Source organism: Mucilaginibacter sp. UYP27 (assembly GCF_040547175.1).
GTDB lineage: Bacteria > Bacteroidota > Bacteroidia > Sphingobacteriales > Sphingobacteriaceae > Mucilaginibacter.
Window position 1 is genome coordinate 139,057 of record NZ_JBEPPE010000005.1, and the last position, 18,025, is coordinate 157,081.

The window sequence follows — 18,025 nt, forward strand, 5'->3', positions numbered from 1 at the left end:
CCGGCCCTCTGCGAAGGGAAGGGCGTGAAAAAAATTGTTTCTTTACTATCTTGCAACCATGAGCACAAACATTTTCCGCCAATTCTCAGACATCGACGCCAAAGAAATTGCACCCGGCTTTTTCTCCAAACTGATACATACCGCGAATAACACCATCAATTTTATAGAGGTGAAGGCCGGCAACAGCGTGCCAGATCATCAGCACGTTCACGAACAAATGTCTTTTGTGCTGGAGGGGCAGTTTCAGCTAACGGTTGCTGGCGAGGTGCAGGTTTTAGATAGCAATATGTTCGCGGTAATCCCGTCCAACGTTCGTCACAGCGGGTTAGCCATTACAGATTGCAGGCTGATAGATGTGTTTAGCCCGGTGCGGGAAGATTATCGGGATTTGTAATGATTTTTGTCGCTTGTTCAATTACTCACCCTGTCCGATAGCTATCGGGATCGCAATGCTGGTCGACCGTCTCTGCTTCGCAAAGAAGGTAAAAACCAAAATAAGCAATACCCTCTTTCCGCGCAGCGAAGAGAGGGTGGTCAAGCGAAGCAATGACCGGGTGAGTAAAACAGCATGCGTTAAGTAGTACGCATTACTAATCATTTTTTTGTTTCGATTTAATAAATTTGCCGAATGGCTATAATACCCGCTACCCTTACTGATGTTCCCGAACTGGTTACCCTTATCAACTCTGCCTACCGGGGCGAAAGTTCCAAAAAAGGCTGGACTACCGAGGCTAACCTTATCGACGGGCAACGTATCGACGCTGAGGACCTAACCGGGCAAATGGACGACAAGAATTCCATTATCCTTAAAAACACTAATGACGATGGCCACATAACCGGTTGTGTTTACCTGCAAAAACGCGGCGACAAACTTTACCTGGGCATGCTTACCGTATCGCCCACCCTACAGGCCGGCGGACTTGGCCGCAAGCTTCTACAAGCCGCCGAAGATTACGCCCGCAGCATCAACTTCCATACCATAGCCATGACGGTTATCACCACCCGCACCGAGTTGCTGGAGTGGTATGAACGCCGCGGCTACGCCAAAACCGGCGAAATTATTCCGCTGAACATACCCGAGCGTAACGGCATATTGAAGCAGCCGGTAAAAATGTATAAGTTGGAAAAGAGTGTATGATCAGTATGTCCCCTTATAATAATATTCATTGCCGTTGACTTTAATCAACGGACTGATATGAAAACTATTTGGCTTTAGCCACAATATTGAGTTTAGGCTGAAGCCTCAATGCTTCTTTGTTATTCCGCCCCATAAATTGGACGGCAATGAATAAAACCAGCCATCTCTCTAAAGGAAAAATTACCACTTAGCGTTACAAGCACCCGTTAATAAAAGTTAAATAAAATCAACTTAACATCCTTTTTCATACTTTTAGACTGCAACGCCGGCCAAAAAGCGGTGTCCTATGGATAACTAACGGGATCGCATGGACCAAATTCAACCACAGTTAAAAGATTTTATCATCAACTACTGTAACCGGTACAAGGTAAGCCGGGTTGATACCTCGCAGCTACACCCCAACACCAGTATCGATCTTGATCTTGATATTTACGATATAGAGATAGACCTTTTCCTGGCCGAATTTGCCGAACATTTCGCCATCGACAACTCCAAATTTAGCTGGTATAAATATGGCTATCCAAAGGGGTCTGCAAGGGTGCGAATGCTAAAAACGGTATTTGGTTACCACCGCCCGTGGGTAAAAAAATTAGCAGGTTACTGTTATAAGCCCAAGTTTAAGATCGCTGTTTTGCAGGATGCTATCGAGAACGGCAAACTGATATAATATTGAAGATAACTGTCGTGCTGCGCACCGGCCGGAGGGCAGCATCTCACACTAAATACGGCTTTGACAGGTCTGCTATTTACAGTGTGGGGCCTGGTTTGGTAGCTAACAAACCGGGATGACAGTATTTTTGCATTTTGTTGTGGTGGTTACGCCTTATCTTATTATCTCTCCCCTTTCGCTCGCCGCGATAATATTTACCAAACGGCTTAGCTGTGTTTTCTCTTGCTTGGCCGACATAACGCGGTGGATGGTTAAGCGTTTATACCATGGTGCCTGTGCCTCAAAAAAAGCCCAGGCTTTTTTGTTGGCCTTAAATTGTTTTTGGTATTCAGGCTTCAGCACCATTGGTGCAACTTCAAAGCTATAGATAGCCGACTTTTCTGCTTTCCGTTTAGCAAAGGCGGCAATTCCGGCGGGTTGCATCAGGCCTTTCTCGGTAAGGTCGGCAACTTTTTTGATATTTACGGCGCTCCAGATACTGGTAGGTTTGCGTGGGGTAAAACGGATGCAATACGCTTCTGCATCTACAGACCTTCGCACGCCGTCTATCCAGCCAAAGCACAGGGCTTCGTCGACCGATTGCGGCCAGGTAATGCTTGGTTTACCACTACCCACTTTATAATAACCAACCAGCAGTTCGGTTTCTTCATGGGCGTGCTTTTGCAGCCAGTCGCGAAAATCGGCAGGGGCGTCAAAAAAAGTTGGATCCATTACCGCTAATATACGGAAGCGTTAGGCTTTTTTTGATGTGGCGACAATAACAATCCCGCCCACTAATAATATGCCGCCCAAATATGGTGGCCAGTTTACCGATTTTTGTCTGTCGGCAGAGATCTGTATCGGCCCTGCATCTACTATTTTTTCTTTTTTGGTGTACGTGAAGCCTGTCCAGATGAGCATGGCCGCGCCAATAACGATAAGTACAATTCCGATGGTTCTGTTCATGATGATAGATTTAATAGGTGAATAAATATTTAGGCCTAAATGTTTGCGAAGGTGGGGATTAACTGAAGCGATACTAAATATTAACTTTATATTAACATCTGTATAAATTATATTTTTTATAATTAATATTTGTTTTATAATTAAAATTAGTATCATTGAGAAATAAATAAACACTTACCATGAGAAAAAGCCTATCAATTTTAACCCTAACGTTATCGATCTTAACTTTAACAGTGTTTTCTTGTAAAAAAGAAAATGAACTCTCATCACCTGCAAACACTAGTCAAACATCGTTAGCTTTAGTAAGTAATCAAAATGGTCGCCTTGTTTTTAAAGACACAAAATCTTTAATAGAGGTATTTAAAACACTAACTAACATCCCTCCAGATAAATTAACTAAGTGGGAGAAAAGTTTAAATTTTTCATCCCTAAGACAAGATTCTTTAGCTAACGAACATTTCGAAAGCTTTGGATTTCCTGATTTCTATGCTTCTGTTATTAATAAAAGCGGTGAATATATGATTGGAGACACAATTGTATACTTTAATAAGGGATACAAGTATTTAGTCCCCCATAATGATGAGGCATTATTGCAAAAAATAAAAGAGAATCCATCTTTAGGGAAATTAAAGTTCAAGGTAGGCAATGAAACTATTGTGACATTAAAAGAAAACATTTCAACACAAAGCATAGGTTTAGGTGGTAATGGTATTGATGCACGTTACCAATACTATTTTTTAAGAAACGGCAGTAATAACAGTAAGCGCAAATTTGTTTACGAAGTACAAAACTTCAGAGATACATATGTAGGAATTGTACATACAAGAATTAAGCAAGAATATTTAGCGAGTAGTCCGTATAACTGGAAACCGGCAGGGGAATCAACCGAAAAAAAAATAACAGGAATGTCATTCGACGTTTCATACGCAAATACTGGTACCGGCGCGCAATCACATATTACCGGTTCAAATATTAATCTTTCACAGACAGATGGACAAAATCTTGATTATGTGTTATGTACATATCAGTCATATAGCGATAATATTACATTGACATTAACAGGGACTTATTATGCAAGGGTATTGCCACCTTGGAATACCGATGGGCTAAGTACAAACACAACAAATGTTTCTTGGTAACACATCTTTTAAACAATGATTACATGCGGCATCCACCAAAAAGATGCCGCATTTTTTTATAGCTTTCTTTTGTACTGTGTTATTTTTTCTTTGAGTTGTACGTTTTATAGGTTAGGTTTGAAACGAGTTACACCCATGCCTTATCCCATAAATGAACAACGACCTGATACTCGAAACCACATCGGTTACCAAAAACTTTTTTGGAGATAAATCTTCGGGCGTTAATAACATTACCATTTTTATACCTAAGGGCAAAATTACCGCCATTGTGGGCGAAAGCGGCAGCGGTAAAACTACGCTGTTAAAACTATTGTCGGGCGCTATGAAACCCGACTCGGGCGACGTATTTTTTCATGGGCAGCCCCTCCCCGTTCGCACGGCTAATTTTACAGCGGCGCAGGTTGCCATTACCATGGTAAGCCAGGATAATACGGGTATGGACATGAGCGCTAACGTATGGGATAATGTAGGCCGCGGCCTGCCTACCGAAGATGCCAATTACAAGATCCAGAAAACTACCCAGGCGCTAAACTTACTGGGGATCTATGAACTACGCGAACAACCCTTTAGCAAGCTTAGCGGTGGCGAAAAGCAACGGGTAACTATTGCCAAAGCCCTCATTAATCGCCCCGAAGTGTTGATGCTCGACGAACCCTTTAACCAGGTTGATGCCGCCTACCGCGAAAGCCTGCAGCACGATATCCGCCAGATCGTAAAAGAATGGGGCGTTACCGTCATACTGGTATCGCACGACCCTGCCGAGCTCCTTTCCATGGCCGATGAACTGATTGTAATAAAGGAAGGTGAAATTGTGGAATATGGCTCTCCGGAAACGCTTTATAACGACCCTAAATTACTTTATACCGCCAAAATTTTAATCAATTGCAGCGAACTTACCACGGCGCAAGCTAAGGTTTGCGGCATAAAATCGAAACGTGGTACGGTAGTAATTTACGCCGAGCACATCAGCATTACTGCCTTGGGCATGGGCCCGAAATGGGTGGTTAAACAAGTGCTTTTTAAAGGCTTTTTTGAAGAACTCATCATCGAACGTGAGGAGGTAACCCTGCGTGTGATCAATTACGCCCGCCGCAAGTACACTGTTGGCAGCAAAATAAGCATCAGCATTAAAAAGTTTTATGAGTTTGGAAAATGGTTGAGTTGAAGGCCACGCATCATTGCGGCATTTAACTATACGCTGCGCTTCTTCAATGTTATCACCGTTATCTCCGGCCATATGCCGAGGCGGCCTGAGAATGCCAGGAAGCCGAAGCCGCGGTTTACGTATAGGTAGCGGTTTTTATTGTTCACCAGGCCAGCCCAATCCAGGTAGCGGTACTTGACCGGGCTCCATTTTAGGCCGGCAGCTTCGATACCGAACTGCGCGCCGTGGGTATGTCCCGAAAGGGTTAAATGCACATCAACCGGGTGGTAGCGCACCTTCTTTTCCCAATGGGTAGGGTCATGCGATAACAGGATCTTGAAAGCGTTTAGATCAGCGCCTTTAAGGGCGCGGTCGAGATCGCCTTTTTGTACGAAGCCTTCGCCCCAGTTCTCTACCCCAACCAAAGCTATTTTTTGTCCTCCTTTTTCGATTAATACGTTCTCGTCAAGCAATAAACGGTAGCCCAGTTCGGCGTGGTGTTGTTTTAGCTTGGCAAGGTTATCATGCTTCGCCTGCTCACTCTCCCAGGCTATATAGTCGCCATAATCGTGGTTACCCAAAATAGAGAATTGACCAAAAGGTGCTTTTATCGCCCCAAAATCATCAATATACTGTTCAATTTCCCATGCGGCATTATTCACAAGGTCGCCGGTGAAAACAAAAAGGTCGGATTTTTGGCCTTTGGCGAGGTCGATACCGCGTTGCATGGCCTTCACATTGTCGAAACTCCCCGAGTGGATATCAGATAGCTGGGTAATAGTAAAGCCGTCAAAAGCTTGCGGCAATTCATCATAATAAAGTGTTTGGCGATGTACCTTATAATCGTATTTGCCGCGCAGCATCGCATAAAAAAAAGCGGTAAAAGGTATAGCGGCCAGCAGGATGGCAATCTCGCTGATAAATTTACGTCGGGACGGGAATATGGATTCGCCCGTTTTGCCGTCCTTTGTCACCGCGTGTATAATACCCGTTATAAAACGGCCCAGATCGCCCAGCGAAAGCACAATTACAAATACGAGCTTAGTAACAAAAAAGGTGAGAAATAAACTCAGCATCCACTCGTGGAAAGGCGTCATCCCTTTAGCGGTACTTAAAGTATTAAGCCCTACCAGGAACACTACCGTTACAGCCACCGATATAATCAGGAAACCCCAGATAAGGATCAGCCTTGCAGGGCGGTTTTGCCAATGGGCAGTAAGGGTACGCAAGCCGTTAAAAACATACCAGTCCATAAGTAACATAAAGGCCGATATAGCCAGGAAAAACTTAAGAAAACCGCTTCTGTGCATCTGTAATTTGAAATAAAGCCCGCAATATAAAAAAGTGAAGGTAATTGGGATGTAAAAATACTGACAGCCAATAAATTGATACCCGCACCGGTGTAAAATAAAAAGCCCCCTGAAAGTTCAGGAGGGCTTCAAATTTATTATCGTATATATTAATAGTGCCTTACCACCACACGGCGATGTGCCGGGCGATGATAGTATGCACGCCTTTCAACCACTACCGGGCGGCGGTAATACCTGCGGTGACGACTGTTTACTACTACCTCACGGCGTTCTACGGGCCGTTCAACTACTACGGTACGGCGTGGGGCAGGTGTGCCAATATGGGCGCTAACAACTACTTGTGCTTTTGCCCCTTCAAAGGCAAACATGGTTACTACTGCTACGGCTAATACTTTTAGATATTTCATGATGTTTATATTTAGATGTAATTATTGATGTTGATATGTTTATTAATAACCGTTGTTATAATGATGGTCGTTATTATGGTAATCATGGTGGTCGCGGTGGTTACGGTTATTATTATATTTACCGTGGCGGCCCTGGTTTTCAATTGAACATCCGGTTAATGCTGCTGCGCCAAATACCAATAACGCTAACAATCTTACAATTTCCTTTTTCATGATCTTATGTTTTTTATATTCTAATTCCTGTTTGTTATAAGTTAAACTACAGCGGCATTGCGAAGTTTAATCCAAAGCAGGTAGTATCACTAAGTTGTTACAAAGCGCGTTTAAAGCACGCAAACAATGATTTGATGACGCCAGCTTGCCATATGAAAAAAATGCAAGGGAAAATTATTTTGCATTTACATAAACTGTATATTTAAACGCATTCTAATCCCGCACCTATGTTAGTCTATAAATCAATTAAAACCCGCGCTCTTAAAATAGCCGCTGTACTATTGTTAAGTACTCCGTTGGCAAGCAACGCGCAGGCAGTATTTAACCACGCCGCCCTTTGCTCTGCCGATCTTAAAAAAAGCAATGCCTTTTATACCTCTGTTTTAGGCTTAAAAATAATCCCCAATCCATTTAAAGATACCGTACACACCTGGTACAACATTGCACCCAACGTTGCCATGCACGTTATACAGGCCGGTTGCTCTACCGCGCCAAAACTCATTGGCGATCATATTTGCTTCAGTGTGCCATCTATCACTAAATTTATAGCAACACTTACCGACAAAAAGATCACCTACAGTAATTGGAAAGGTGTTGCCGGCCAGGTGGAGCACCGCGTTGATGGTGTATCGCAGGTTTACATTCAGGACCCCGATGGTTACTGGATAGAAATAAACGACGCGAAATAATATTCGCCGAAATATTTTTTTTCTGTTTTCACAACCTGAAGGAATAAAACCTACGTATATCACTTTATGAAAGGCTATGTGACAATACCCGGGTCTATTTATTGCAAACCCTGTAAACGGTGCGGCGAGCGCCCTATTATTTCCCTTGTTAGCGAAGGCGAATATGTAGTTAAATGCCCCACGGACGATAACCATTACCACACCCGGCCCGGCCTTATTGATATTGAGGACTGGAACATTCACAATACGGTTTTGTACGAGAAGGAGTAATTTACTTTATGTGCTCGTGTGTAGTTTACTCACCCCGCGGCACTTCGTGCGCGACCCTCTCTGCTGTGCAAAAAGGGTGAAAAATAAAAATGTCTCCTTACCCCCTTTCCGCGCAGCGAAGAGAGGGTGGTCGAGCGAAGCAATGACCGGGCGAGTAAATATTCTCGCTGCATTCTCACTGTACTCAGAAAATAGCGAGAAAATCCAACCTGATTCCTTTTACTTTTAACTTTTTAACTTTCTAATTTTAACTTCCCATTAAACCTTCCCCACCCTCGCAGCGTCAAAAAAACAGCAATCACAATAACACTGTTTACTATGAAAAACGCGATCAACACCATATTAGCCGACATTAACCACGTATTTGTAAAAGGCGATTCTGACAAAGTAGAACAAGCAAGGGTATTTTTTTTAATGGCGATTCCGTTACTGTCGGTAATATTCAGCGCAGGCCAATTCCCAATATACTAATTACGTTTGGGCGACTGTCCGCTAAAAATAAACTGCTACTTTTGCGGCACAATACGCAGCAATGGATAGCTTAAAAAACACATACGACAGCATAATTTTCGACCTTGACGGCACCCTTTGGGATAGTACCGATACCATTACAGGCGCGTGGCAAACCGCCCTTAATCAGGCACCTTATATGGCCAACGAGGTGATGACCCGCGAGCGGGTATGCTCTATTACAGGAATGACGTATGATAAGATCTTCGAAAAACTGTTCCCGTTTTTAAGCAACGAACAGCGCGAAGAAGTAAAGCAACTATGCTCGGTTAGCGAGCTGGAGATATTGCACAAACAAGGAGGTACGCTGTACCCACGCCTTGCCGACACGCTTACCTATCTCGGCGAAAAATACAAACTCTACATTGTAAGCAACTGCCAAAGCGGATACATCGAACTATTTTTAGATCTGCACCAAATGCACCCCTACTTTTTGGCGCACCAATGCTACGGCACCAAGGGCAATCCCAAGGCCGATAATATCCGCGATATTGTTAACGACCACAACCTTAAAAACCCTGTTTACGTAGGCGATACCATTGGCGATTACGAAGCTGCTACCAAGGCCGATGTTCCCTTCATTTTTGCATCGTACGGTTTTGGCGAAGTTGAAACCGGCCAGGTGGCTACTATAAACAACTTCGAGGAGTTAAAACAGTTGCTTTAGGCCAAACCTTTTTAAGGCCGGATAGGTTAAGTGTATATCATTATCAGCATATGAGAATCACCAAATACCTGCACTCCTGCCTTGTTTTTGAACTGGACGGCCATAAACTATTGTTCGATCCGGGAAAATTCAGCTTTGCCGAGGGCGATGTTACGCCCGGGATGTTCGCAGATGTGAACAGCATCGTTATCACCCATACCCACCCGGACCATCTGGATACCCCCAACCTTAAAAAGATTGTTTCCCTGAGTAAAGCTACCGTTTATGCAAACCTGGAGGTTGGTGCCGCTATCCAAAAAGAAGGCATTTACTCCAGCCTGTTAGAAGAAGGTATTTATAACATTGGCCCTTTTAAATTAGAGGCTATCTCCGTACAGCACGAGCCACTGCTGGATAGCCCAATACCGCAGATGACGGGTTTTATAATTAACGACAAGGTATTACACCCGGTAGATTCGATGGAGGATAAACTGCTCCAATACAAAGGCATTGAACTATTGATATTAGTTGCTATGGCGCCTTTCGCCAACGAATTGCGCATTGCCGGCTTTGCCGACGCCATTAAGCCTAAACAAATTTTGCCCGTACATGATGGTTACGCTAAAGACTTTTTTATTGAACAGCGATACAATACTTACAGTAAGCACTTTGAGAAACAAGGCATTATTTTTAACTATCTAAACAAATTAGGAGATAGTATAACCATTTAAACTTGGGATGTATTTCCCATAGGCCGGTGTATGGCTGTGGGATAATAAGTCCGGGTTATACTTTAATAATAAATATTCTTAATCGTCCAATCCTTTTCCTTTCATAATTTGGGGGATGCATTTGTGTACCCTTGCTTCGCGGGTTTTAACTTGCTTAGCCGCTGCAAAATGCAGCAGGTATGCCTTTTGCCTGCCGGGTGTTAGGGCTTCAAATGCTGTTTTTAGTTCCTCGCTACCGTCAAGCCTGATTTTAAATTCTTCGGCAACAGCAAATTCGGTGGTCTTTTTCATTTGTACCTGCAGGCCTGCCTTCTCCACCTCTATGGCTTCGAATGCGTAAGCTTTTATGATGGCTTCCTGCTCTACAATTTCATCAAGATTAGTGAACCTGATCTGCCGGGTAGCCTGCACATTTTCGGTTTGTTGGATCAGGATACTGTAGGCATCGTTCAATAAAACACCTTTAAAAAACAGCAGCGCGCAGTAATCTTTAAAATCGTGGATCAGTACAATGTTATTATCCTGGTAGGTATAACAGGGGCAACCCCATTTTAACACTTCGGTAAGGCCGCAATCCAGCATAAAGGACCTCAATTGCCTTATTTCTGGCTGCCATTTTTTGTCTTTATTAAAATAAAAATCAACTTTTGGGTTCATGGGGTATATTATTGATCGGTCAAAATTATTTTCCTGCTTGCAGGCCTAAAATACCACGACAATATAATAAATACGATTTGCATAACCGGGCCTACCAGCGCCTTAAAGCCAACATCGCCAACAGCTAAATGTGATAAAAGTGCGCCCGTCATCACAAAAAATAACCCCGCGTATGCCCATTCCTTTATTAGCTTAAAACCCGGCATTAAGATAGCTATGACGGCCAGTATCTTCCATACGCCAATAATGGTCATAAAATAAACGGGGTAGCCCAGCGGGGTAAGCAAGGCTACCATGTCTTTCACATGCATCACCTGTGATACACCGCTGCCCAACATACCGAAGCACAGCAGGGCCGTTGCCAGCCAATAAATAATTAAGTTTCCCTTTTTCATGGTTGCTATTGTTTTAGTTTGGTTGCTATATCCTGCAGGCGGTTATGCGCCATGTTTAGTCCCTGTGCAAATGGCAGCTTCAGCATTTGGTTGCGCAGAGCATTGGAGCGGTAAATGATCTGTATGCTCAGTTTACTGGTGTCATCCGTCAGTTTTTCGAACTCCAAAAACTCCAGTTGCGGGCCAAAAGGCGCGTTCGCCATCTCGAAGGTGCGCACTATCTTTTGGTTATCTACAAGATCGTGAATAGTACCATGGGCCTCAAACACTACGTTGCCTTTCGCATCAGAAGTTTCATATTGCCAGCCGCCATGTTGTTTGGCATCAAACTTTATCACTTTGGTTCCCATCCATTGCTCAATAATTTCGGGCTCGATATGGGCCTTAAAAAGAAGCGCCACAGGCAGATCAAATTCACGGGTGATGACCAAGTCTTGCTGGCCGTCTTCGGCGGTTATTTTTGTTTTCAACTCCATATTATTTGCCTTTATATTGTTGCATAATGTTTTCCAACTTGTTAAACCGCTCATCCCACATTTGGCGGAAGGGTTCGATAAAATCGGCCACCTCTTTCATTTTTTTTGCGTTGATATGGTAAAAAATCTCCCGGCCGTTTTGCTCTTGCTTAAGCAATTCGCACTCGGTAAGTATTTGCAAGTGTTTAGAAACGGTTGGCCGGGCGGTGTCAAAATTAGCGGCTATCGCCCCCGCCGCCATAGCTTGCGACGCTACCAATAGCAGTATCGCCCTGCGGGTAGGGTCGGCCAGGGCCTGGAACACATCTCGTCGTAAATTCATCATGTAGTTATTTGACTACAAATATATGCGTAGCTATTTAACTACGCAAATTTTATTTGAAAATATTTGTTGAATTAAAAAATTTGGTTTGCAAGTTGTAGCTTGCGCTATAGTTTCCACACAAGTTACGCTATGCTAAACTTACGCGAGTGGAGCTTGGCAGCGATAGAAGTTTCGCTATGCGCAACATGGTAATGAAGAAATTTGCGTTAAGGATAGAAGCGGATACCGGCCATGCGGCTAAGGCCAGTGCAGTATGAGCGGATAGCCTGCCCGAACGGAACGCCATAAACAACACTCACCAACAAACTACCTCGCCTGTTCTTCTTTATCGAAGTTTTCCATCACCAGTACGGCAGCACCAATGAGTTCGGCATCGAAACCAAGGGATGAGATCAATAATTCGGTACCTGATGAAAGGCGCGGGATACAATATTTATGAAGGGCCTGCTGGATCGGTGCCATTAGTATGCGGCCAACCTTGGCACCACGGCCGCTCAGCACAATATTAGCGGGGTTCATGATGTGGATAAGGATCGCCAGCGCTTTGCCAATTTTATAACCGGCATCGGTCAATAGTTCAATAGCGAACTGGTCGCCCTGGTTGGCGGCGTCCATCAAGTCCTCACCCATTAATTTCGACTGGCCGTTATGTGCTTTTAGGCTGGTTACGCGGCCTTTTTTGATACCCTCTTCCGCTTTTTCGGCAACTACCAGCATAGATGCTTCGGCCTCTAAACAGCCCCGCTTACCGCATACGCAAAGCGCGCCGTTGTCTGATAACGGGATGTGGCTCAACTCGCCCGCGAAACCATTATAGCCGCGGAAAATTTTACCGTCGATGATCATACCAAGGCCTATACCCCAGCCCAGGTTTATCACCATCACTTCCTGCTGCGAGCGGGCAATACCAAACTTTTGCTCGGCAAGGGCTATCAGGCTGCTATCGTTATCGATATAAGTGGTGATGCCTGTTTCTTTTTCGATGTACTTGCTCAGGCTTTCGCCGCCGGCATCAAGGTAGGTATAGTTTATACCTTCTACGGCATTAATAAAACCAGGCATACCAATGCCAATACCGGCAATTTTCTTTTTGGCGATGCCGCTCTCCTCCACATAATTATTCAGGTGACTGATCAGTTCGGGAAGGGCGTTTTCGTTATTATGGAGTTTTAACTCCACCGTAGCCATTTCGGCAACGGGGTTGTTGTTAAGATCAATTAATTGGATGCGCGCCGAAAGCTGATCCATAGCCACGGCCAGTATAAACATGGCGTTGGTATTTATGGCGTACATCAACGGCCTGCGGCCACCGCTTGACGGCGCAAAGCCCTGCTCTACCACAAAACCCTCTTTAATAAGCTCGTTTATCGCTTTCGCGATTGATGGGATGCTTTTATCAAAAAGCTGGCTCAACGCGGCACAAGACATTGCTTTATCAAAATACAACCGCTTAATGATCATATTTTTTAACCAGCCGCTTTTAACGCCATTGCTCTTAATTTCCATAAGGTATCTGCTTGCCTTTAAATAGTTCAGGTTTGTTTCCTGCTATAAAATTATAAATAAAGCGCAAAACTACAATAAGTTGAAAAACTTTTTAAAATTTTAATTTTTATGGCAGGCAGATGTTTTATAAGCCCATGCGCATCTCTATCATATGGCTGTTAAATCCCACTTTTTCGTAAGCTTTTATGGCGGGCGCATTCCCGAAATAAACCTGCAACCTAAATTCGGTTACACCCTGCTGCACCGACCACTCCTTCAGCGCTTTGATGATAATCTTATTGACTCCCTTGCCCCTATGCTGCGGCAGTACATACATAAAGCCCAGGTAGGCATGCTGCGGATGTTGAAGATAGATCTTGGCAGTTTCTATACGCGAGTAGCCGCTGCCTATCACCTCGCCGTTAATTTCAGCAACTAAAAGGTGGATATGCGGGGCGGTAATAAACTCGTTTAGGTCGTAATAGTTGATGTGCCCAGCCTTAAGCGTTGGGTCAAACGGGCGTTCGGCACTGATAACGCCCTGCTCAAATTGCAGCAAAGTATCCATATCGGCCATGGTAGCCGGGCGGGTGGTGATGTTTTCCATAGTTGAATAAGCAGAGGGTGTCCAGTCGAACCGTTTTGGCATAAGGTAAAGATACAACGCCCAGCCAACTTTCAGTTGATCAATCAGAATTTCCGTCCCAAAAGGACTTTCTCTTACGTGTTTTCAATTTTGAGTAAACCTCTATGCCCTCGTTGCTGTAAAAATCGGCGGTTTCAATGGCACCTACATCATAACAATCATCCAGGCTTTCTATTCGCCACCTAACCAGCCGCCCGTCCGAGTTCAGATAGGGTCTTAGGTAATGATCACGGTCGGCTTCGATCTTCTCGTAAGCTTCTTCAAACGACAACGCATTTATTAAAACAAACCGCTGTTCAAAATCCTGCTTATTTGTTCTTAGGTTCTCTATTTCGATTGCAACAGTCATCTTGACACAGAAGAACGTATCGCTTTTAGCCAACTCCTTTTTTATCTTTGTCGCGCCATCTATTGAAATGATGGTTACATTTATAAAATCAAGCTTGCTTAGCTTAGTAAGTACGTTAAGCTTCACCCTCGTCTTCACGCTTCTCGGTCGTTTTTTTGCACCGTCGATAACATAAGCACCAAATAGGTCCAATGCTAACAGGCGACTTACGTTTTCCTTATGATATTCGTCGATCTTTTGTACCCGGTGCTTTGGTTTAAATTCGAGGAATTGGTGATAATCGGGATATACAAGCCCTATAGAAATATCAGCAAAAGTATCCTTCGCCGATATTTTTTTATCCAGCTCCCAATCATCAATATTGAATAGTCCTTTAGCCATACTAACCCAAGTTACTCGTTTAACCTGTATTTTATTAAACCCGCCGTTAAAGCGTCTACTTTTGAACCAATAAATTAAAGATTAATTCATACAACATTTAAGCGTGGACGCTTGAACGGGCGATCTGATAAAATCTTACTCCACTGCAAAACTCTTCTTCAGCTTAATATCCTGCGATGATGCACCTATCCAAACCTGGAAGGTGCCGGGCTCTACAGTCCAGTTCATGTTTTTATCCAGCAGGGCCAGGTCGTCGGGGTGCAGGGTGAAGGTAACGGTTTTCTTTTCGCCGGGGTTAAGGGCTACACGCTCAAAGCCACGCAGGTCGTACTCGTAGGTGGTTACGGTGCTAATGTCGTCCTTCAGGTAAAGCTGCACCACATCGTCGCCTTTGCGCTGGCCGGTGTTGGTAACGTCAACAGTTACGCTAACATCACCCTGGGTATGCCCTTTCTCCGGCGATACTGTAAGGTTGCTGTACTCGAATTTAGTATAGCTTAAGCCGTAACCAAATGGGTAAAGTGCGCCATTTACGCTGGTATGCCCCCAACTATTTTGTCCGCCTTGCCCTGCCTGCGAGTTTGGTTTGAACGGAAAGTTAAACTCCAGCTGACCCGTTGTTTTCGGGAAGGTGATAGGCAGTTTACCGCCGGGGTTGTTATCGCCAAAAAGTGTTTCAGCAATTACCTGCCCGCTTTGTACGCTCGGGAACCAGGCCTCTAAAATTGCAGGTACGTATTTATTTTCCCAGTTGATGGTAAGCGGCTGGCCGTTTATCATTACCATAACCACGGGTTTGCCCGTAGCCTGTAACGCCTGGATCAGCTTTAACTGGCGACCAGGCAAATTTAAGCCTGTACGGGATAGGCTTTCGCCTACCCTATCGATATCTTCGCCTACCACGGCAATCACTACATCAGATAATTTGGCCTGTGCTACTGCCGAATCTATACCCGCCTGTTCTTGAGCGGTCAGCGGAGTTTCAATGATCTCGCTCTCGGGCCAGGTAGCATCTACCATGTCGCAGCCTTTGGTATAGCTAACTTTTCCGGCGTTGCCCATATAGGTTTTAATGCCATCCAACACGCTGATGATCTTATTGTGCGACGGCCCATATCTGCTTATGGTGTAATTACTTTCTACAGCCAGCGGGCCGGTAACCAGGATATTTTTGTACTTGCTTTTATCTAAAGGCAGCAGGTTATTCTCGTTCTTTAAAAGCACCATGCTTTCGCGGTTCATTTTTAAGCTCATGGCCGCATCGGCGGCGGTATGTACTATTTTGTCGGCCGCTTTTGGGTCTTTTACGTATGGCGAATTAAATAAACCCAAACGGAATTTTACCCGCAATACATCCGCTACGCGGGAGTCAATTACCTTCATCGAGATCTTGTTCTCTTTGATAAGTTCCCTCAACGGCATAATAAAAGTTTGCGGCGGGGTAAAGTTGGTACGCACGTTAAGCCCGGCCTCTACCGCCTGCCTTACCGCTTCTTTATAATCGATAGCTACCTTGTGTTTCGAGAACAGGAACTCCACCGCCTCACTATCGCTTACCACGTATCCCTGGAAACCAAATTTCTGGCGCAACAGTTCCGTCAGGAAATAATAGCTGCCGGTAACGGGCACGCCATCCCAATCATTATAGCTGCTCATTACCCCCATCGGGTGCGCTTCCTGGATCACCCTGCGGAACGGGTACAGGTAAATCTGGTGCATCTCGCGCGGGGCAACATGCGGATCTGTACGGGCGCTACCATCGCGGCCGCCTTTAGGCACGCTGTAAACAGCGTAATGTTTTAAGGTTGATGCAACACCTTCCTCCTGGATGCCCAGCACCATTTGCTTGCCCATTTCTGCGATAAGGAATGGGTTTTCGCCATAGCACTCTACAACACGGCCCCAACGCTGGTCGCGGGCGGGGTCAAGTATCGGGGCGTAAACATTGGTGTAGCCAAGTGCCTTTGCCTCGCGGCCAACGGTTTGGCCTGCCTGCCTAACCAATGTCTTATCCCAGGTACTGCCAATCCCTATCGGTGCCGGTAAGGGAGTTGCACGGTCGTGGTTTAGGCCGTGGATGCCCTCGTTCGTAAAATCGACGGGGATGCCCATGCGGGTCTCTTCTACAAACCATTTTTGCACCGTGTTTATAGCCGTAGCGTGTTTGCTAAACGGGTACGAGTATTGAGTGGGCGCATCATCGGTATGCGAGGTAAGGTTGTTCAGTTCTTCATCTATATTGGCAATGCCATCCTTCCAGATCTCATTCTTCCAATTGGCGGTGGGCATTTCATCTTTAAGCACGCGTTTGTAGCCGTACAGGGTAGCCATTTGGCAGGTTTTCTCCTCTACTGTCATCTGGCTAAGCAGGTCGTTGATCCGCTTTTCTATATTTTGCGAGGGGTCCTCGAACACATCCATGCGGCCGTTCTTATTAAAATCTACCCAGCCCTTGTGGTATATATTTTTTTGTTGTGCCGATGCAGACAAGGCAAGCCCAAGCAACGGAAGCAGCAGTGGCAATTTTTTCATACAGATAGATGTGTATTGGTTTACATCTCAAATATATAAAAGTGAAAAGCCCTCGAGGCATATCGGAGGCAATCAATTCACTATAACGTTTTCGTTGAGGATTATTTTATGATGTATTCATAATCGACGGTCTCTACACCTCCATTAGCGTCGGTATAAACAGATTGTAATGGATAATCATTTACATTATAGGTAATCAATTTACTTCCGGAATTATTGATTGTAAGTAAGTTATTTAAGCTGTTGACAGGATAAAGCTCAACCAAATAATTGATATTAGGATTTAAACCCACTACGTTATTAAATGGGTTCTTTTTAGTATCAAATTGAAAAGTCGCATCAAAATCATCCATCCATTCGGGTGCACCATAGTATGAAAAATGCCCTTTAACATCGTATTTTACCGCATATCGTCGAGCAATAAATTTAACCTTGCCATTGGCGTCTAACGATATGGGGTATACATACGCCGTTACACCATTAGTTGTTTGAAAGTATACTTCATCGCCAGCGGTTATGTTTGTATTATAAGTGAACAAATTGGTAACTAAAACTTTATTTTCAAAGTTTACCATTTCTGCTTTAATTAATTTATTGGTATTATCATACTCATAGTTAAAAGTTTCCCATGAGCCTACGGGAGCCGTTCGATAGTTTTCTTTACGAGATTGAATGATACGGTTCAACGCGTCATATTTATACTCTTCTACCCTGTTGCTTTGGCTTGCATAATGAAAAGTTATTTTACTAACCAGGTAAAGTTTATTAGGGTCGGGTTGCTCCAAATTCAGTGGTGGTTCTATAATAAGAGGACTATCTACTACAGGCGAATCCTTTTTGCAAGATTGAAATGAAATAACAGATAACAACATAAGTAATGCAAGGGAGATTCTTTTCATATTGAGGTTTAAAACTACTAAAATAACATTTTATATTTCTTCCCGATTATTATTTTTAGCTTCACCAA

The 18,025-nt window shown here is 44.1% G+C and carries 24 protein-coding genes; 10 read left to right on the forward strand and 14 right to left on the reverse strand.

What is annotated here, in order from left to right:
* The first annotated feature begins 58 nt into the window (after window positions 1-58).
* The 3 genes from ABIB39_RS16620 to ABIB39_RS16630 all read left to right on the forward strand — a co-directional run bounded on the left by ABIB39_RS16620 (window position 59) and on the right by ABIB39_RS16630 (window position 1,805).
* Entirely contained in the window at window positions 59-394 is a 336-nt protein-coding gene (locus ABIB39_RS16620; RefSeq protein WP_354431295.1) for a cupin domain-containing protein, read from the forward strand.
* 234 nt (window positions 395-628) lie between these two features.
* Window positions 629-1,138, forward strand: coding sequence for a GNAT family N-acetyltransferase (locus tag ABIB39_RS16625; RefSeq protein ID WP_354431296.1), 510 nt, complete (start codon window positions 629-631; stop codon window positions 1,136-1,138).
* 307 nt (window positions 1,139-1,445) lie between these two features.
* The gene (locus tag ABIB39_RS16630) at window positions 1,446-1,805 is read left to right on the forward strand and encodes a DUF1493 family protein (RefSeq protein WP_354431297.1); all 360 of its coding nucleotides are present in this window, start codon (window positions 1,446-1,448) and stop codon (window positions 1,803-1,805) included.
* 156 nt (window positions 1,806-1,961) lie between these two features.
* Here the strand turns inward: ABIB39_RS16630 and ABIB39_RS16635 are convergent, their stop codons facing one another.
* Both ABIB39_RS16635 and ABIB39_RS16640 read right to left on the reverse strand, forming a co-directional pair.
* Window positions 1,962-2,519 (reverse strand): YdeI/OmpD-associated family protein, encoded by a 558-nt coding sequence (locus ABIB39_RS16635; protein ID WP_354431298.1) that lies wholly within the window; start codon window positions 2,517-2,519, stop codon window positions 1,962-1,964.
* A gap of 21 nt (window positions 2,520-2,540) precedes the next feature.
* The gene (locus ABIB39_RS16640) at window positions 2,541-2,753 is read right to left on the reverse strand and encodes a hypothetical protein (protein ID WP_354431299.1); all 213 of its coding nucleotides are present in this window, start codon (window positions 2,751-2,753) and stop codon (window positions 2,541-2,543) included.
* A gap of 179 nt (window positions 2,754-2,932) precedes the next feature.
* On the opposite strand from ABIB39_RS16640, the gene ABIB39_RS16645 reads away from it, so the two are divergent.
* Both ABIB39_RS16645 and ABIB39_RS16650 read left to right on the forward strand, forming a co-directional pair.
* Window positions 2,933-3,892: a hypothetical protein gene (locus ABIB39_RS16645; protein WP_354431300.1), complete on the forward strand. Its 960-nt coding sequence runs from the start codon at window positions 2,933-2,935 to the stop codon at window positions 3,890-3,892.
* A gap of 151 nt (window positions 3,893-4,043) precedes the next feature.
* A complete protein-coding gene (locus ABIB39_RS16650) occupies window positions 4,044-5,057 on the forward strand; it encodes an ABC transporter ATP-binding protein (RefSeq protein ID WP_354431301.1) in 1,014 nt (337 codons plus the stop codon).
* A 26-nt stretch (window positions 5,058-5,083) separates the two neighbouring features.
* On the opposite strand, the gene ABIB39_RS16655 is transcribed toward ABIB39_RS16650, so the two are convergent.
* The 3 genes from ABIB39_RS16655 to ABIB39_RS16665 all read right to left on the reverse strand — a co-directional run bounded on the left by ABIB39_RS16655 (window position 5,084) and on the right by ABIB39_RS16665 (window position 6,966).
* Window positions 5,084-6,346: a metallophosphoesterase gene (locus ABIB39_RS16655; RefSeq protein ID WP_354457398.1), complete on the reverse strand. Its 1,263-nt coding sequence runs from the start codon at window positions 6,344-6,346 to the stop codon at window positions 5,084-5,086.
* Window positions 6,347-6,495: 149 nt separating this feature from the next.
* On the reverse strand, window positions 6,496-6,753 hold the full coding sequence (locus tag ABIB39_RS16660) for a hypothetical protein (protein WP_354431303.1): 258 nt from the start codon (window positions 6,751-6,753) through the stop codon (window positions 6,496-6,498).
* 42 nt (window positions 6,754-6,795) lie between these two features.
* A complete protein-coding gene (locus tag ABIB39_RS16665; RefSeq protein ID WP_354431304.1) occupies window positions 6,796-6,966 on the reverse strand; it encodes a hypothetical protein in 171 nt (56 codons plus the stop codon).
* A gap of 227 nt (window positions 6,967-7,193) precedes the next feature.
* Between ABIB39_RS16665 and ABIB39_RS16670 the strand changes: the two genes are divergently transcribed.
* The 5 genes from ABIB39_RS16670 to ABIB39_RS16690 all read left to right on the forward strand — a co-directional run bounded on the left by ABIB39_RS16670 (window position 7,194) and on the right by ABIB39_RS16690 (window position 9,812).
* The gene (locus tag ABIB39_RS16670) at window positions 7,194-7,655 is read left to right on the forward strand and encodes a VOC family protein (RefSeq protein ID WP_354431305.1); all 462 of its coding nucleotides are present in this window, start codon (window positions 7,194-7,196) and stop codon (window positions 7,653-7,655) included.
* Window positions 7,656-7,721: 66 nt separating this feature from the next.
* Window positions 7,722-7,925, forward strand: coding sequence for a hypothetical protein (locus ABIB39_RS16675; RefSeq protein ID WP_354431306.1), 204 nt, complete (start codon window positions 7,722-7,724; stop codon window positions 7,923-7,925).
* Window positions 7,926-8,243: 318 nt separating this feature from the next.
* Entirely contained in the window at window positions 8,244-8,396 is a 153-nt protein-coding gene (locus ABIB39_RS16680; RefSeq protein WP_354431307.1) for a hypothetical protein, read from the forward strand.
* Between the two features lie 61 nt (window positions 8,397-8,457).
* On the forward strand, window positions 8,458-9,102 hold the full coding sequence (locus ABIB39_RS16685) for an HAD family hydrolase (RefSeq protein WP_354431308.1): 645 nt from the start codon (window positions 8,458-8,460) through the stop codon (window positions 9,100-9,102).
* Between the two features lie 50 nt (window positions 9,103-9,152).
* Entirely contained in the window at window positions 9,153-9,812 is a 660-nt protein-coding gene (locus tag ABIB39_RS16690; RefSeq protein WP_354431309.1) for an MBL fold metallo-hydrolase, read from the forward strand.
* 78 nt (window positions 9,813-9,890) lie between these two features.
* On the opposite strand, the gene ABIB39_RS16695 is transcribed toward ABIB39_RS16690, so the two are convergent.
* The 9 genes from ABIB39_RS16695 to ABIB39_RS16735 all read right to left on the reverse strand — a co-directional run bounded on the left by ABIB39_RS16695 (window position 9,891) and on the right by ABIB39_RS16735 (window position 17,957).
* Window positions 9,891-10,469: a YdeI/OmpD-associated family protein gene (locus ABIB39_RS16695; protein ID WP_354431310.1), complete on the reverse strand. Its 579-nt coding sequence runs from the start codon at window positions 10,467-10,469 to the stop codon at window positions 9,891-9,893.
* A gap of 8 nt (window positions 10,470-10,477) precedes the next feature.
* Window positions 10,478-10,864 carry a DoxX family protein gene (locus ABIB39_RS16700; protein WP_354431311.1) on the reverse strand — a complete coding sequence of 129 codons (387 nt, stop codon included), beginning with the start codon at window positions 10,862-10,864 and terminating at the stop codon, window positions 10,478-10,480.
* Window positions 10,865-10,869: 5 nt separating this feature from the next.
* Entirely contained in the window at window positions 10,870-11,340 is a 471-nt protein-coding gene (locus ABIB39_RS16705; RefSeq protein ID WP_354431312.1) for an SRPBCC family protein, read from the reverse strand.
* A gap of 1 nt (window position 11,341) precedes the next feature.
* Complete coding sequence (locus ABIB39_RS16710) at window positions 11,342-11,662, reverse strand: ArsR/SmtB family transcription factor (RefSeq protein ID WP_354431472.1); 321 nt, start codon at window positions 11,660-11,662, stop codon at window positions 11,342-11,344.
* Window positions 11,663-11,971: 309 nt separating this feature from the next.
* Window positions 11,972-13,171 (reverse strand): ROK family protein, encoded by a 1,200-nt coding sequence (locus ABIB39_RS16715; protein WP_354431313.1) that lies wholly within the window; start codon window positions 13,169-13,171, stop codon window positions 11,972-11,974.
* A 124-nt stretch (window positions 13,172-13,295) separates the two neighbouring features.
* On the reverse strand, window positions 13,296-13,799 hold the full coding sequence (locus tag ABIB39_RS16720; RefSeq protein WP_354431314.1) for a GNAT family N-acetyltransferase: 504 nt from the start codon (window positions 13,797-13,799) through the stop codon (window positions 13,296-13,298).
* Between the two features lie 37 nt (window positions 13,800-13,836).
* A complete protein-coding gene (locus ABIB39_RS16725) occupies window positions 13,837-14,526 on the reverse strand; it encodes a DUF4288 domain-containing protein (RefSeq protein WP_354431315.1) in 690 nt (229 codons plus the stop codon).
* 135 nt (window positions 14,527-14,661) lie between these two features.
* Window positions 14,662-17,058, reverse strand: coding sequence for a glycoside hydrolase family 3 N-terminal domain-containing protein (locus tag ABIB39_RS16730; RefSeq protein ID WP_354431316.1), 2,397 nt, complete (start codon window positions 17,056-17,058; stop codon window positions 14,662-14,664).
* A 101-nt stretch (window positions 17,059-17,159) separates the two neighbouring features.
* Window positions 17,160-17,957, reverse strand: coding sequence for a hypothetical protein (locus ABIB39_RS16735; protein WP_354431317.1), 798 nt, complete (start codon window positions 17,955-17,957; stop codon window positions 17,160-17,162).
* Window positions 17,958-18,025: the final 68 nt, after the last annotated feature.